The sequence below is a fragment of the Pseudomonas sp. TE3728 genome (assembly GCF_056279145.1).
Genome location: NZ_JBWBQT010000001.1, coordinates 6,207,650 through 6,222,274, shown reverse-complemented (window position 1 = coordinate 6,222,274; position 14,625 = coordinate 6,207,650). Strand labels below are relative to the sequence as shown.

Below are 14,625 nucleotides of genomic sequence, written 5' to 3'. Positions count from 1 at the left end.
AGGAGCCTACGAATATGTTGCGTATCCTGCTGATCAATGACACTGCGAAAAAAGTCGGGCGCCTGAAGGCGGCTCTGACCGAAGCCGGGTTCGAGGTCATCGACGAGTCCGGCCTGACCATTGACCTGCCCGCGCGCGTCGAAACGGTGCGTCCGGACGTGATTTTGATCGATACCGAGTCACCAAGCCGCGATGTGATGGAGCAAGTGGTGCTGGTGACCCGTGACCAACCACGGCCGATTGTGATGTTCACCGACGAGCACGACCCCGACGTGATGCGCCGGGCGATCAAGTCCGGCGTCAGTGCCTACATCGTCGAAGGCATTCACGCACAACGCTTGCAGCCGATTCTCGACGTGGCCATGGCGCGCTTTGAAAGCGACCAGGCCCTGCGGGCGCAACTGCACGCCCGCGACCAGCAACTGGCCGAGCGCAAGCGCATCGAGCTGGCCAAGGGGCTGTTGATGAAGATGAAGGACTGCAACGAAGAAGAGGCCTACACCCTGATGCGCCGCCAGGCCATGAGCCGACAGCAGAAGCTAATACAGGTGGCGGAGCAGATTATTGCCATGAGTGAGTTGCTTGGCTGAGGTATTGCGGTGCCTGTCAGGACCCCATCGCGAGCAGGCTCGCTCCCACAGGGGAATTGCGCCGTACACAAAACAACTGTGGGAGCGAGCCTGCTCGCGATTGGCCGCAACTCGGTCTCAAACAGTTGGCACAGATCTCGCTAGGTAATCCCTGCAAGGTAACCAACGGCGGTTGCCCCACCTACGACGAAGACGTCGCTCACCTCATTCGCCCCCTGGCGGATCGGGTAGCGGCGTTTTTCCGTTTTGGCCCCAGAGACCGGGGCTGGTGGTGCGGCCGTTGCGGCGCCCCACCTGCAAGCTCATGACTCCTTCTTGATACGCCTGACAGCTGAGGTGCGCGATGAATTCAAGCTTCTGGAAATCCGGCCATACCCCGACACTGTTCGCAGCCTTCCTCTATTTCGATCTGAGCTTCATGGTCTGGTACCTGCTCGGCCCTTTGGCGGTGCAGATCGCCGCTGATCTGCAACTGACCACCCAACAACGTGGGCTGGTGGTGGCCACGCCGATTCTGGCCGGGGCCATATTGCGCTTTTTGATGGGCCTGCTGGCTGATCGTTTGTCGCCAAAAATCGCCGGATTGATCGGCCAGGTGATCGTCATCTGCGCCCTGTTCGTCGCCTGGAAAGTCGGCATCCACAGTTACGAACAAGCGTTGCTGCTAGGCCTGTTCCTTGGCGTGGCAGGTGCGTCATTCGCCGTCGCCCTGCCATTGGCCTCGCAATGGTATCCGCCCCAGCACCAAGGCAAAGCCATGGGCATCGCCGGTGCCGGCAACTCGGGCACTGTACTCGCAGCCTTGATCGCCCCGGTGCTGGCCGCCGCATTTGGCTGGAGCAACGTGTTCGGCTTCGCCCTGATCCCGCTGGTCCTGACCCTGATCGTCTTCGCCTGGCTGGCCAAGAATGCACCCGAGCGGCCGAAAGCCAAATCGATGGCCGACTACCTCAAGGCCCTGGGTGACCGCGACAGCTGGTGGTTCATGTTTTTCTACAGCGTGACCTTTGGCGGTTTCATCGGTCTGGCCAGCGCCCTGCCTGGCTACTTCAACGACCAATACGGACTGAGCCCGGTGACCGCCGGCTACTACACCGCCGCATGCGTGTTCGGTGGCAGCCTGATGCGTCCGTTGGGCGGCGCGCTGGCGGATCGCTTCGGCGGGATTCGCACCTTGCTGGCGATGTACACCGTGGCAGCGATCTGCATTGCGACGGTGGGTTTCAATCTGCCGAATTCCTACGCCGCGTTGGCGCTTTTCGTGTGCACTATGCTCGGTTTGGGTGCAGGCAACGGTGCCGTATTCCAGTTGGTCCCGCAGCGTTTTCGCCGGGAGATCGGTGTGATGACCGGGCTGATCGGCATGGCCGGCGGCATCGGTGGCTTCGCACTGGCCGCCGGCATGGGCGCGATCAAGCAAAGCACCGGCAGCTATCAACTGGCCTTGTGGTTGTTCGCAAGCCTAGGCGTGCTTGCCTGGTTCGGTCTGCACGGTGTGAAACGTCGCTGGAGAACCACCTGGGGTTCGGCAGCCGTCACCGCAGCACGGGTGTGAGGACTGAATGAGCCTGCAACTGAGTTTTGCCGAACACAGCGCCATCGGCCCCCGCGAGGAGAACCAGGACGCTGTGCGCCTGGTCACTCCGGCCCCGGCGCTGGCGGCAAGCAAGGGTTACCTGTTCGCCATCGCCGACGGCGTCAGCCAATGTGCCGATGGCGGGCTCGCGGCCCGTTCGACCTTGCAGGCCTTGGCGCTGGACTACTACGCCACCCCGGAAACCTGGGGCGTCGCCCAGGCACTGGACCGTCTGCTACTGGCGCAAAACCGCTGGTTGCAGGCGAACGGCGGCGGGCAACCGCTGCTGACTACTGTCAGTGCCTTGGTAATGCGCGGCAGGCGTTTCACTCTGGCTCATGTGGGTGATTGCCGGGTTTATCGCTGGCACGCCGACACACTGCAACGGGTGAGTGAGGATCACGTCTGGGACCAGCCGGGCATGCAGCATGTGCTCAAACGGGCCCTTGGGCTGGATCAACACCTGGTGCTGGACTTTCTCGATGGTGAACTGCGCCTGAACGAGAGTTTCGTGCTGCTCAGCGACGGCATCTGGGCCGTGCTGGGCGACACGGCCATTGCGGCGATTCTGCGCGATCAACCCGACCTGAACAGTGCCGCGCAGACCCTGGTCAACGCTGCACATCTGGCCGGCAGTCAGGACAACGCCAGCGCCCTGTTGGTGCGGGTCGATGCCCTCGGTGAAACCAGCATTGGCGACGCGCTGATTCATCTGCAGCAATGGCCACTCCCGCCTGCGCTGAAACCGGGCCAGACTTTCGAAGGCTGGCAGGTCGAGGGGATCCTCGGCCAGAGCCAGCAATCGCTGCTCTACCGGGTGCGCGACGCACAACAACAGCCCTGGCTGCTGAAAACCTTGCCCAGTGCGCTCCGTGACGATCACCAGGCCGGGCAGGCGTTGTTGTCGGAGGAATGGTTTCTCAAGCGTGTGGCCGGGCGGCATTTTCCTGAAGTCCATGCCGCCAGTCAGCGTCAGCATTTGTATTACGTGATGCGTGAATATTCCGGGTCTACCTTGGCAGAGCTGCATGAGCGTGTCGCAACGCTGCCATTGGCTCAATGGCTGGACCTGGCCGAACGCCTGCTGCGGGCCATCGGCATATTGCATCGACGGCAAATTCTGCATCGCGATATCAAACCGGAGAACCTGCTGCTGGGGGACGACGGTGAGCTGCGCTTGCTGGATTTCGGCCTCGCCTACTGCCCCGGGCTGTCCGAAGATCAAGCCTGCGCCCTGCCCGGAACGCCCAGCTATATCGCGCCGGAAGCCTTTCGAGGTGATCCTCCTACACCACAACAGGATTTGTATGCGGTGGGCGTGACCTTGTATTACCTGCTGACCGGGCATTATCCCTACGGTGAAATCGAAGCATTCCAGCGCCCACGGTTTGGTGTGCCTGTCAGCGCCAGCCGCTACCGGCCCGACCTGCCGGAATGGATCGCGCAAAGTCTGGAGCGCGCGGTGGCTGCGGCTCCGGATCAGCGTTTTGAAACGGCGGAAGAATGGTTGTTGCTACTGGAACAGGGAGAACGTCGCAGTTTGAGCGTGCGCCCCAGACCGTTGCTGGAGCGCGAACCGCTGAAAGTCTGGCGGACGTTGGCACTGGTGTCGTTGCTGGTGAATCTGGCGCTGCTGTTTTTGCTGTTTCATGGTTGAGTTTTTCATTTCACCCAAAAGATCAAAAGATCGCAGCCTGCGGCAGCTCCTACGGGTGCCCACGATCTCCTGTAGGAGCTGGCGAAGCCTGCGATCTTTTGATCTTTTTCTGCTTCAAAACCGGGCATAGCGCATTGATCCGGTGCACGCAAACACCCTCCTCCCACGGTGAGAGCCCATAAATTCCGCATTTGGGCGACTTGGCACAACCACTGCATTACCTTTCCCAACATACATAAAGCCCAACCTTCAACGTAGAAGGCTGCGCTGCCCGAGAGAACGGGACAAGGACAAAGGCGTCCTCGCTAGTTAACTAGCGGGACGCCTTTTTTTGTTTGCGCAAAATTTTGTCGAGCAAGGCCTGAATGCCCTGATGAGGCAGGCCCGAGCTCCCCGGAGAACCTGATGAAAAAACTAAAATTAGTGATGATCGGCAACGGCATGGCCGGGGTACGTACCCTGGAAGAACTGCTCAAGCTGAGTAATGAGCTGTACGACATCACGGTCTTCGGCGCCGAACCCCATACCAACTACAACCGCATCCTGCTGTCGCCCGTATTGGCTGGCGAACAGACCTTCGAAGAGATCGTGCTCAACGATCTGGACTGGTACCTGGAAAACAACATCAAGCTGCTGCTCAACCGTAAAGTGGTGGAAATCGACCGGGTCAAACGTCGGGTCATCGCCGAAGACGGCACCGAGGCCGAATACGACCGCCTGCTGATTGCCACCGGTTCGACCCCGTTCATCCTGCCGATTCCCGGCAACACCTTGCAGGGCGTGATCGGCTACCGCGACATTGCCGACACCCAGGCGATGATCGACACCGCCAAGACCCACAAGCACGCCGTGGTCATCGGCGGTGGCCTGCTGGGTCTTGAAGCCGCCAACGGCCTGATGCTGCGCGGCATGCACGTCACCGTGGTGCACATCGGCGAATGGCTGCTGGAGCGGCAACTGGACAAAACCAGCGGCCAACTCCTGCAAACCGCCCTGGAAGCCCGTGGCCTGCATTTCCGCCTGTGCGAACAGACCCAGGCCCTGCACGACGCCGGCAATGGCCGGGTTGGCTCGGTTGAGTTCAAGAACGGCGACATCATCCCTGCCGACCTGGTGGTGATGGCCGCCGGTATTCGTCCCAACACCGAGCTCGCGGAAAAATCCGGCATCCCTTGCAGCCGCGGGATTCTGGTCAACGACACCCTGCAAACCTACGACCCTCGGGTCTACGCCATTGGCGAATGCGCCAGCCACCGTGGCATCGCCTACGGCCTGGTCGCGCCGCTGTTCGAACAGGCCAAGGTGTGCGCCAACCACCTCGCCCAACTGGGTTTCGCCACCTACAAGGGCTCGGTGACTTCGACCAAATTGAAAGTCACCGGCATCGACCTGTTTTCCGCCGGCGACTTCATGGGCGGCGAAGGCACCGAGACCATCACCCTCTCCGACCCTATCGGCGGGGTCTACAAAAAACTGGTGATCAAGGATGACGTGCTGGTCGGCGCCTGTCTGTACGGCGATACGGCAGATGGCGGTTGGTATTTCCGGCAAATCCGTGAGAACCATGCCATCGGCGAGATCCGCGATCACCTTATGTTTGGAGAAAACGCTTTAGGTGATGTAGGACACCAGGGCCAGGACAAAGCCATGAGCATGGCCGACACCGCCGAAGTCTGCGGCTGCAATGGCGTGTGCAAAGGCACCATCGTCAAGGCCATCCAGGAACACGGTCTGTTCAGCGTTGATGACGTGAAAAAGCACACCAAGGCCGCCAGTTCTTGCGGTTCCTGCGCCGGCCTCGTCGAGCAGATCCTGATCAATACCGTGGGCGGTGCGGCGGACGTCAAGCCGAAAAGCGAAAAAGCCATCTGCGGTTGCAGCGACCTCAACCACGGGCAAATCCGCCAAGCCATCCGCGACCAGCACCTGCTGACCATCGCCGGCGCCATGAGCTACCTGAACTGGCGCACCCCGAACGGTTGCGCCACGTGCCGTCCGGCGCTCAACTACTACCTGATTTCCACTTGGCCGGGCGAAGCCAAGGACGATCCACAATCGCGCCTGATCAACGAACGCGCCCACGCCAACATTCAGAAAGACGGCACTTACTCTGTAGTCCCGCGGATGTGGGGCGGTGTGACCAATCCTTCAGAGCTGCGGCGCATTGCCGACGTGGCCGACAAGTACAACGTGCCGATGGTCAAGGTCACCGGCGGCCAGCGCATCGACTTGCTGGGGATCAAAAAGCAGGACCTGCCGGGCGTCTGGAAAGACCTGGACATGCCGTCCGGCCACGCCTACGGCAAATCCATCCGCACCGTAAAAACCTGTGTCGGCAGCGAGTTCTGTCGCTTCGGCACCCAGAACTCCACGCAACTGGGCATCGAGCTTGAGCACGACCTGTTCAACATGTGGTCGCCGCACAAAGTGAAACTGGCCGTCTCCGGTTGCCCACGCAACTGCTCGGAAGCGGGGATCAAGGATGTGGGAATTATCGGCGTGGATTCCGGCTGGGAGATGTACATCGGCGGCAACGGCGGGATCAAAACCGAAGTCGCGGAGTTCTTCGTCAAGCTCAAGACCGCCGAAGAAGTGCGTGAATACAACGGCGCGTTCCTGCAGCTCTATCGCGAAGAAGCTTTCTACCTCGAACGCACTGTGCACTACCTGCAACGGGTCGGCATGGAACACATCAAGAAAGCCGTGCTGGAAGACCCCGAGCGGCGCAAAGCGCTCAACGATCGTCTGCAATTCTCTCTGTCATTCGAACAGGACCCGTGGAAGGAACGCCTGGAGCAACCGCTGTTGAAGAAAGAATTCGACGTCATCACGGTGAAGAATCTGGAGGTGCCGGTATGAACTGGCTGGATATCTGCGCACTGGAAGAAATCAACGCCCTGGGCTCGCGGATCGTTGCCGGCCCGAAAGGCGACATCGCGATTTTTCGTACCAGCGACGATGAGGTTTTCGCACTCGATGACCGCTGCCCGCACAAGGGCGGGCCACTGTCCCAAGGTTTGATCTACGGCAAACGAGTCGCCTGCCCGCTGCACAACTGGCAGATCGACCTTGAAACCGGCGAAGCCCAGGCCCCGGATATCGGCTGTGCCCACCATCACTCGGCACGGGTCGAGAACGGCCGGGTGCTGCTGGCGCTACGGGAAGCAAGCTGATGGACCGTCAAATCACTGCCTCCACTTGCTGCTACTGCGGGGTCGGCTGTGGTGTGCTGATCGAGCACGACGGCGAGCGCATCCTCGGCGTCAGCGGCGATCCGGCGCACCCGGCCAACTTCGGCAAGTTGTGCAGTAAAGGTTCGACCCTGCACCTGACCGGCGACTTGGCGGCACGGGCGTTGTACCCGGAACTGCGCCTGGGCAAAGGCCTGGCCCGCAGCCGCACCGACTGGGACACTGCCCTCGATCACGCCGCCAACGTCTTCGCCGAAACCATCGCCGAGCATGGCCCGGACAGCGTTGCGTTCTATATCTCCGGGCAGCTGCTGACCGAGGACTACTACGCCTTCAACAAACTGGCGCGAGCGCTGGTGGGCACCAACAACATCGACAGCAATTCACGGCTGTGCATGTCTTCAGCCGTGGTCGGCTACAAGCGCAGCCTCGGCGCCGACGCCCCGCCCTGCAACTACGAAGACCTGGAACTGAGCGACTGCGTGATGATCGTCGGCAGCAACATGGCCTACGCCCACCCGGTCCTGTTTCGTCGCCTGGAAGAAGCCAAATCCCGTCGCCCACAGATGAAAATCATCGTCATCGACCCACGGCGCACCGACACCTGCGATTTGGCTGACCTGCACCTGGCGATTCTGCCCGGCACCGATGTCGCCCTGTTCCATGGGATTTTGCATCTGTTGCTGTGGGAAGACTGGGTCGACCGCGATTTCATCAAGGCCCACACCGAAGGCCTGGCCGAACTGAAAAACCTGGTGCGTGATTACACCCCGACAATGGTGTCGCAACTCTGCGGCATCAGCGTCGAGCAATTGCAGCAATGCGCGCAATGGGTCGGCACTTCACCGAGCTTTCTGTCGCTGTGGTGCATGGGGCTGAATCAGTCCACCGCCGGCAGCGCGAAAAACAGCGCGCTGATCAACCTGCACTTGGCCACGGGACAAATCGGCCGGCCCGGTGCAGGACCTTTCTCACTGACTGGTCAGCCGAATGCCATGGGCGGCCGGGAAACCGGCAGTTTGTCGAACCTGCTGCCAGGCCATCGCGAAGCGGCCAATGCCGACCACCGCGCACAAGTAGCCGACTACTGGGGCGTTGATCAACTGCCCGCGAACACCGGCCTGACGGCCATCGAGCTGTTCGAGCAGATGCGCAGCGGCAAGATCAAAGCCCTGTGGATCGCCTGCACTAACCCTGCACAGTCGCTGCCGGACCAGACCGCTGTGCGCGAGGCACTGCAAGCCTGTCCGTTCGTGGTGTTGCAGGAAGCCTTTCGCACCACCGAAACCGCCGCGTTCGCCGACCTGCTGTTGCCCGCCGCCAGTTGGGGTGAAAAGGACGGCACGGTCACCAACTCCGAACGGCGCATTTCCCACGTCCGCCGGGCCATCGGCGCACCCGGTGAAGCACGGCCCGACTGGGCGATCACCGTGGATTTCGCACAGCGCCTGGAAAAAATTCTGCGCCCTGGAGCCATCAGCCTGTTTGCCTTTGAAACCCCGGCGCAGGTCTTCGACGAATACAAACACCTGACGCGCGGCCGCGACCTCGACCTGTCCGGAATCAGCCATGCGCTGATCGATCAGCTCGGCCCTCAACAATGGCCCTTCCCCGCCGGTGCTCGCGAAGGCACGGCGCGGCTGTATCTGGATGGCGTTTTCCCGACCGCCAACGGGCGTGCACAGTTCATCACCGACCCGTATCGCGCCGCCAAGGAACAACGCGATGCGCGCTTCCCCCTGACCCTGATCACCGGCCGCCTGCGCGATCAATGGCACGGCATGAGCCGCACCGGCACCGCCGCGCAGCTATTCGGCCATGTCAGCGAAGCCGTGTTGAGCCTGCACCCGGATGAACTGCGTCGGCATCGCCTGCAACCTGGCGATCTGATCAATCTGAAAAGTCGTCGGGGCTCGGTGATCGTGCCGGTCAGCAGCGATGACAGCGTACGTCCGGGCCAGGCGTTCCTGCCGATGCATTGGGGCGACCGTTTTCTCAAGGGCGGCGTGAATACCCTCACCCTTCCCGCCTTCGACCCATTGTCGAAACAACCGGAACTCAAACACAGCGGTGTGCGACTCGAGCCTGTGCAATTGCCTTGGCAGCTTTTCGCCCTGATAGAGGGTGATGTTCAACAACACTTGGAGACGCTGCGACCGCTCTGCGAGGTGTTTTCCTACGCAAGCCTCAGTCTTACCGGCCGTGAACGCCCTGCACTGCTGATACGCGCCGCCAGCGCCACCGCGCCAGAGCCTCAGCTGTTACGTGATATCGATCAACACCTGGGGCTCAACGACGGCCCGGTATTGGCCTACGACGATCCTCGGCGCTCGATCGGCAAGCGGGTACGGATCGAGAACGGTCGGATCACCGCGATTCGCCTGGCCGGTGAAACGCTGGCCCAACACTGGCTGCAAAGTCTGTGGCTCGAAGGTCGCGCCGACGAACAGCTACGCCGTTGGCTGCTGGCGCCTTTGAGTGCGCCACCGGGCAGCGCTGGCGGGCCGGCATCGGGCACCAAAACCCTGTGCAACTGCATGAACGTCAGCCAGAACGCGGTGTGTGCCGGCATTGGCCGTGGCCTGGATTTGCAGGGTTTGAAACAAGAACTGGGTTGTGGCACGCAATGCGGCTCCTGCGTCCCGGAAATCAAGCGTTTGCTGGCCGCCACCGCGCAGCCAGTCGCCGTCATCTCGTGAGGAAAACACTATGAGCGCAAAAGTCTGGCTGGTGGGTGCGGGTCCTGGCGACCCTGAATTGCTGACCCTCAAGGCGGTTCGAGCGTTGCGCGAAGCGGACGTGGTGCTGATCGACGATCTGGTCAATGAGGCGGTGCTGGAGCATTGCCCGAACGCGCGAATCATTCCTGTGGGTAAGCGCGGTGGCTGTCGCTCCACGCCTCAAGCCTTCATTCATCGCCTGATGTTGCGTTATACCCGCCACGGCAAATGCGTGGTGCGGCTCAAGGGTGGTGATCCATGCATCTTCGGGCGCGGCGGTGAAGAAGCGCAATGGCTGCGTGAGCGTGGTGTCGAGGTTGAGCTGGTCAATGGCATCACCGCGGGTCTTGCCGGCGCGACCCAATGCGATATTCCGCTGACGCTGCGGGGCGTCGCGCGTGGCGTGACACTGGTCACCGCGCACACTCAGGATGACAGCAGCCTGAACTGGCAGGCCCTGGCACAAGGGGGCACCACGCTGGTGATCTATATGGGCGTGGCGAAACTCAGTGAAATTCGTGAGCAACTGCTGGCCGGCGGAATGGCTACCGATACGCCTGTGGCGATGATCGAAAATGCTTCCCTGCCGCACCAACGGGAATGTCGGAGCGACTTGGCAGCCATGGAAGACGATGCCTGCGACTTCCAACTTAAAAGCCCGGCGATTCTGGTGATCGGTGCTGTGGCGGCCTGTGATGAGATCAAAAGATTGCAGCCTGCGGCAGCTCCTTCATTGGCTCGGTGTTTATCCTTGTAAGGATCAAAAAGATCGCAGCCTGCGGCAGCTCCTACATGGATTTGGCATTTATCCCTGTAGGAGCTGCCGCAGGCTGCGATTTTTTCGGAACACCGCCAAAACTTCGCTGAAACCCAAATCGCAGACAAAGAAAAGCCCGGCCTAAGCCGGGCTTTTCCAAAGCTGCGAGCTAATTACTTAGCGCTAGCTTCAACCTGCGCTTCTACGCGACGGTTTACAGCGCGACCAGCGTCAGTTTTGTTGTCAGCAACTGGGCGGGATTCGCCGTAGCCAACAGACTGAACGCGGGACGATTCAACACCGTACTGGTTGGTCAGAACGTTCTTAACGGCGTTTGCACGACGCTCGGACAGTTTCTGGTTGTAAGCGTCAGGACCGACGGAGTCAGTGTGACCTTCAACAGTAGTAGTGGTGGATGGGTACTGCTTCATGAAGTCAGCCAGGTTCTTGATGTCGCCGTAGCTGTTAGGCTTGACTACCGACTTGTCGAAGTCGAACTTCACGTCCAGCTCAACACGAACAACTTCAGCAACTGCTGGGCAGCCATCAGCGTCAACAGTTACGTTGGCTGGGGTGTCCGGGCACTTGTCAACGTTGTCGCAAACGCCATCGTTGTCGCTGTCAGCGCAAACTTCAGCTGGTGCTGGAACTGGAGCAGCAGCAGGCTTGGAGCCGCCACCGAAGTTCACACCGATACCAACGCTAGGAGCCCACTCGGTGTCGCCCTGGTCGATGTTGTATTGAGCTTCAACGCCAGCACGGGCGTAGAAGTTGTCGGTGAAGTACAGCTTGGCACCGCCGCCAACGTTGGCGAAGGTGGAACCGTTACGACCGCTTTTGCCGTTCTGACCAATGCTTTGGTCGGAGAAGCCAGCCGATACGTATGGACGCAGCATGTCGCCCGGGTTGTTGAAGTGGTACAGAGCATCCAGAGCGGTGTTGGAGCCCTTGATGTTACGGCCATCTTCAGCACGTGCGTTGTGCACTTCGTCGTAGGCCAGACGCAGTTCAACGTCGTCGGTCAGGAAGTAACCGATCGAACCGCCGAACAGGTTGCCGTTGTTCTTGAAGTCACGAGCGCTATCGAACATTTCTTTCTTAGCGAAGCCTTCGATTTCAACTGCGCCTTGGCCTTGTGCCAGAGCGCCGAACGAAGTGGCAGCAATAAGAGAACCAATGGCCAAGCCCAAGGTGTTTTTCAGTTTCATCCGTTAAATCCCCATCTGGTGATTGTGAAGCAGTCCCGCAAACCGGGGGACAACTCGGCGGCAAGTCTATCAGAACTTGCCTACACGTAAGAGATATTTGCGCCGAACTAAGTTTCAGCAATGCCTGCAAATTTCTCACGCAATTTGTCTAGAGCGCGTTTGTAACGCATTTTTGTTGCACTCAAACCCATGTGCATTATGTCTGCGATCTCCTGAAATTCCAGCTCTGCGACAAATCGTAGCACCAGAATTTCCCGGTCGATCGGGTTCACATACACCAGCCAGCGATCAAGTCCGCCCTTCTCCTCGGGTTTCGGCATCTTTTCTTCAGATGCTTCCTCGAGGGGGTCCAGACTCAAAGCGTCCATCAAGCGACGCTTTCGCCGTTCTTTCCGATACTGCGTGATGCACTCGTTGTACGTGATGCTATATAGCCATGTCTTGAACTTCGATTTCCCCTCGAAGTTCTTCAGGCCGTAGAGCACCTTCAACATCACTTCCTGACAGACATCGTCTGCATCACGATCGTTCCCAAGATACCGTGCACAAACGTTAAATAATGTTCGCTGGTAACGCCGCATCAGTTCTTCATAAGCGCGCGTTACGTGAAACAGCTCGGTATGCGAGCGCGCGACCAACTCCTCATCAGAGAGCTCGCGGGGGTCGTAGCGCGTGGAGAGCGATTGAGCTTTATTCAAAACAAGTCTGGCCGACAGTCAGGTCAATGTCCGCCGCAGTCCTTCAGGACATTTTGCGGCGGCATACATTAGCAGGATTTGCCGGGTTAGCGGCTACTCACATGCTGCTCCAAGAGAATCCGATTCGAGAGAGAGACTAGCTCACCCTCATCGGTCAGCACGGTGGTTTTAACCGTGCCGATCTCTTCGATCTGACCTTCGACCTCGCCAACTCGCACTTGTTGCCCAACCTGATACAACTCACGCACATAGATTCCCGCAAGAATCTGACCGGCAATTTCCCGGCTTCCCAAGCCCATGGCCAGCGCAACCGCCAGACCAACGGTAATCAAGACGATCACGATCACATGGTTGAGCAGGTCAGTCTTGACCTCCAACTGGCTGATCGCAACCGAAATACTGATGATGATCACCAGGCCCTGGGCAATTCGCCCCAGGCCCGCGGCGTAATCAAGCCCTACGCCTTCAGCCGCGCCACGCACCAGCCCATTGGCCAGTTGCGCCAGCAAGACACCCACCAGCAGTACCAGCGCAGCGCCGAATACTTTCGGCAAATACAGCGCCAACATGTCCAGCGTAGCCGAAACTCGCTCAAGTCCAAGCGATTCTGCGGCCGAAACCAGAAAAATCAGCAGAACGAACCAATACACGATTTTGCCGATCAACGTCGAGATAGGCACCTGAAGGCCTGCTCGGGACAGCAATTTGGTCAGCCCGGTGCCGCCCATCAGGCGATCGAGGCCCAGTTTGGCGAGCAATTTGGAGAGCAGTGTGTCCAGCAGTTTGGCCACGACAAAACCCAGCAGCAGCACAACCAGTGCGCCAAACAGGTTCGGAATGAAGTTTGCAACCTTGGTCCATAACGCAGTCATTGCAGTGACGAGGCTCTGAGTCCAGAGATCAAGTTCCATATTCAATCAGCCTTATCAGCAGTGCGAGCGGTAGGTTTACGAAGACGGGAAACCGGCGAGATATGGGCCGATCCGTTATTCAGGGCGATCATCAGCGCGGGCAACCAGCGGCCCAGCAGGCTGAACAGATCGCCGGCACCGACCTGGCGGTTGGCGGTTTTCAGCACGCGGCCCAGGCAGGCATCGTCGTCACGGCTGGACGGCGAAGCTTTGAGCATGTCACGCAAAGACTGTTCAAACGGATCGTGCATACGCACCTCTCGTGATATCTGTGAAAGACGCGGTCAAATTTGGTCGGGTCACATGACTCATCATCAGAACCAGCGCAAACGTCGGAATAGCCACCACTGTCCCAGCGCTACCGAGCCTGCCAGCAAGCAGGCGATCAGGAAGCCATAAGGGCTGGTGGAGAACGGAATACCGCCGACGTTGATGCCCAAAAGACCGGTCAGAAAACTCATCGGCAAAAAGATCCCGGTGATGATCCCGAAGCGGTACATCGTGCGATTCATGCGCACGCTCAGACGCCGGTCTTCGGCCTCCAGGACCAGCCCCACGCGCTCTCGGGTCAATTCCAGCTCCTCGAGATAACGGGTCAGGCTGTTGTTCAATTCGTTCCAGTAATCGCCATCGTCTTCAACGAACCACGGTAGTTTTATTCGCGTCAACTGACCGAAAATATCCCGTTGCGGGGCCAGAAAACGTTTCAGTGCGGCCGCTCTGCGACGGATCTGCAAAACAGCCCCATGCTCCGGTGTATACCGTTCGTCGGTATCCAGCTTTTCTTCTTCCTCATCGACGATTTCCGAGAGGCAGCTGACCAGATCCTGCACTTTGTTAGTGAGGTACTGCGCCATATAAAGAATGAGTTCGGAGGCGGTTCTCGGCCCTTTGCCTTCAGCCAGTTGCGCCAGCAACTCATCGGTGGCGCGCAATGGCCGCAGACGCAGCGAGATCACCCGCTGGGACGCCCCGAAGATCCGCACCGAGACCATATCTTCCGGCTCGGCACCTGGATTGAGGTTGATTCCGCGCAGAAACAGCAACAGCTCGGAGTCCGGCAGCGGCAAAAGACGCGGCCGGGTGTTCTCTTCCAGCAACAAGTCGCAACTAAATTCACTCAGACCGCTGTATTTACGCAACCAGGTCTGGGTTTGCGGGTGACTGCGATCCCAGTGCAGCCACAGGCTTTCATGGGCCTGCAGCTGCAAGTCATCGAGTTCAGTCCGGGCTATCGAACGCGCACCGCCTTTACCATCCAGCACCAGGGCATGCACCAGCCCCCACTGCGCGTTTTCTTCCTCGAACATCCTCACC

12 protein-coding genes are annotated in these 14,625 nt (G+C 59.5%); 7 read left to right on the top strand and 5 right to left on the bottom strand.

Annotated elements, in window-relative coordinates; all coding sequences use genetic code 11:
• Positions 1 to 14 precede the first annotated feature (14 nt).
• The 7 genes from ACZ89R_RS27575 (at position 15) to cobA (ending at position 10,491) form a co-directional block, all read left to right on the top strand.
• Complete coding sequence (locus tag ACZ89R_RS27575; RefSeq protein ID WP_008006986.1) at positions 15 to 590, top strand: ANTAR domain-containing response regulator; 576 nt, start codon at positions 15 to 17, stop codon at positions 588 to 590.
• Between the two features lie 343 nt (positions 591 to 933).
• Positions 934 to 2,145: a nitrate/nitrite transporter gene (locus ACZ89R_RS27570; protein WP_429547504.1), complete on the top strand. Its 1,212-nt coding sequence runs from the start codon at positions 934 to 936 to the stop codon at positions 2,143 to 2,145.
• A gap of 7 nt (positions 2,146 to 2,152) precedes the next feature.
• Positions 2,153 to 3,823, top strand: a complete 1,671-nt coding sequence (locus ACZ89R_RS27565) for a bifunctional protein-serine/threonine kinase/phosphatase (RefSeq protein WP_429547505.1) — start codon at positions 2,153 to 2,155, stop codon at positions 3,821 to 3,823.
• Positions 3,824 to 4,228: 405 nt separating this feature from the next.
• Entirely contained in the window at positions 4,229 to 6,682 is a 2,454-nt protein-coding gene (gene nirB / locus ACZ89R_RS27560; protein ID WP_429547506.1) for a nitrite reductase large subunit NirB, read from the top strand.
• A complete protein-coding gene (nirD, locus tag ACZ89R_RS27555) occupies positions 6,679 to 6,996 on the top strand; it encodes a nitrite reductase small subunit NirD (protein WP_140679783.1) in 318 nt (105 codons plus the stop codon). The genes nirB and nirD overlap by 4 nt, the downstream gene beginning before the upstream one ends.
• Positions 6,996 to 9,713, top strand: coding sequence for a nitrate reductase (locus tag ACZ89R_RS27550; protein WP_429547507.1), 2,718 nt, complete (start codon positions 6,996 to 6,998; stop codon positions 9,711 to 9,713). Before nirD ends, ACZ89R_RS27550 begins: the two co-directional genes overlap by 1 nt.
• A 10-nt stretch (positions 9,714 to 9,723) precedes the next feature.
• A complete protein-coding gene (cobA, locus tag ACZ89R_RS27545) occupies positions 9,724 to 10,491 on the top strand; it encodes a uroporphyrinogen-III C-methyltransferase (RefSeq protein ID WP_429547508.1) in 768 nt (255 codons plus the stop codon).
• Positions 10,492 to 10,664: 173 nt separating this feature from the next.
• Here cobA and ACZ89R_RS27540 read toward each other — a convergent pair whose 3' ends face one another.
• The 5 genes from ACZ89R_RS27540 to ACZ89R_RS27520 form a co-directional block, all read right to left on the bottom strand.
• Entirely contained in the window at positions 10,665 to 11,699 is a 1,035-nt protein-coding gene (locus ACZ89R_RS27540; protein WP_429542858.1) for an OmpA family protein, read from the bottom strand.
• 107 nt (positions 11,700 to 11,806) lie between these two features.
• Positions 11,807 to 12,397, bottom strand: a complete 591-nt coding sequence (gene sigX, locus ACZ89R_RS27535) for an RNA polymerase sigma factor SigX (protein WP_032830573.1) — start codon at positions 12,395 to 12,397, stop codon at positions 11,807 to 11,809.
• A gap of 86 nt (positions 12,398 to 12,483) precedes the next feature.
• The gene (locus tag ACZ89R_RS27530) at positions 12,484 to 13,308 is read right to left on the bottom strand and encodes a mechanosensitive ion channel family protein (protein WP_007902078.1); all 825 of its coding nucleotides are present in this window, start codon (positions 13,306 to 13,308) and stop codon (positions 12,484 to 12,486) included.
• Positions 13,309 to 13,310: 2 nt separating this feature from the next.
• Positions 13,311 to 13,559 carry a hypothetical protein gene (locus ACZ89R_RS27525; protein WP_007902080.1) on the bottom strand — a complete coding sequence of 83 codons (249 nt, stop codon included), beginning with the start codon at positions 13,557 to 13,559 and terminating at the stop codon, positions 13,311 to 13,313.
• Positions 13,560 to 13,622: 63 nt separating this feature from the next.
• Positions 13,623 to 14,618, bottom strand: a complete 996-nt coding sequence (locus ACZ89R_RS27520; protein ID WP_429547509.1) for a zinc transporter ZntB — start codon at positions 14,616 to 14,618, stop codon at positions 13,623 to 13,625.
• Positions 14,619 to 14,625: the final 7 nt, after the last annotated feature.

Bases quoted from the DNA above. Each gene is read 5' to 3' on its own strand.
- ACZ89R_RS27575 (WP_008006986.1), top strand. From the start codon at position 15: ATGTTGCGTATCCTGCTGATCAATGACACTGCGAAAAAAGTCGGGCGC.
- ACZ89R_RS27570 (WP_429547504.1), top strand. From the start codon at position 934: ATGAATTCAAGCTTCTGGAAATCCGGCCATACCCCGACACTGTTCGCA.
- ACZ89R_RS27565 (WP_429547505.1), top strand. From the start codon at position 2,153: ATGAGCCTGCAACTGAGTTTTGCCGAACACAGCGCCATCGGCCCCCGC.
- nirB (WP_429547506.1), top strand. From the start codon at position 4,229: ATGAAAAAACTAAAATTAGTGATGATCGGCAACGGCATGGCCGGGGTA.
- nirD (WP_140679783.1), top strand. From the start codon at position 6,679: ATGAACTGGCTGGATATCTGCGCACTGGAAGAAATCAACGCCCTGGGC.
- ACZ89R_RS27550 (WP_429547507.1), top strand. From the start codon at position 6,996: ATGGACCGTCAAATCACTGCCTCCACTTGCTGCTACTGCGGGGTCGGC.
- cobA (WP_429547508.1), top strand. From the start codon at position 9,724: ATGAGCGCAAAAGTCTGGCTGGTGGGTGCGGGTCCTGGCGACCCTGAA.
- ACZ89R_RS27540 (WP_429542858.1), bottom strand. From the start codon at position 11,699: ATGAAACTGAAAAACACCTTGGGCTTGGCCATTGGTTCTCTTATTGCT.
- ACZ89R_RS27530 (WP_007902078.1), bottom strand. From the start codon at position 13,308: ATGGAACTTGATCTCTGGACTCAGAGCCTCGTCACTGCAATGACTGCG.
- ACZ89R_RS27525 (WP_007902080.1), bottom strand. From the start codon at position 13,559: ATGCACGATCCGTTTGAACAGTCTTTGCGTGACATGCTCAAAGCTTCG.
- ACZ89R_RS27520 (WP_429547509.1), bottom strand. From the start codon at position 14,618: ATGTTCGAGGAAGAAAACGCGCAGTGGGGGCTGGTGCATGCCCTGGTG.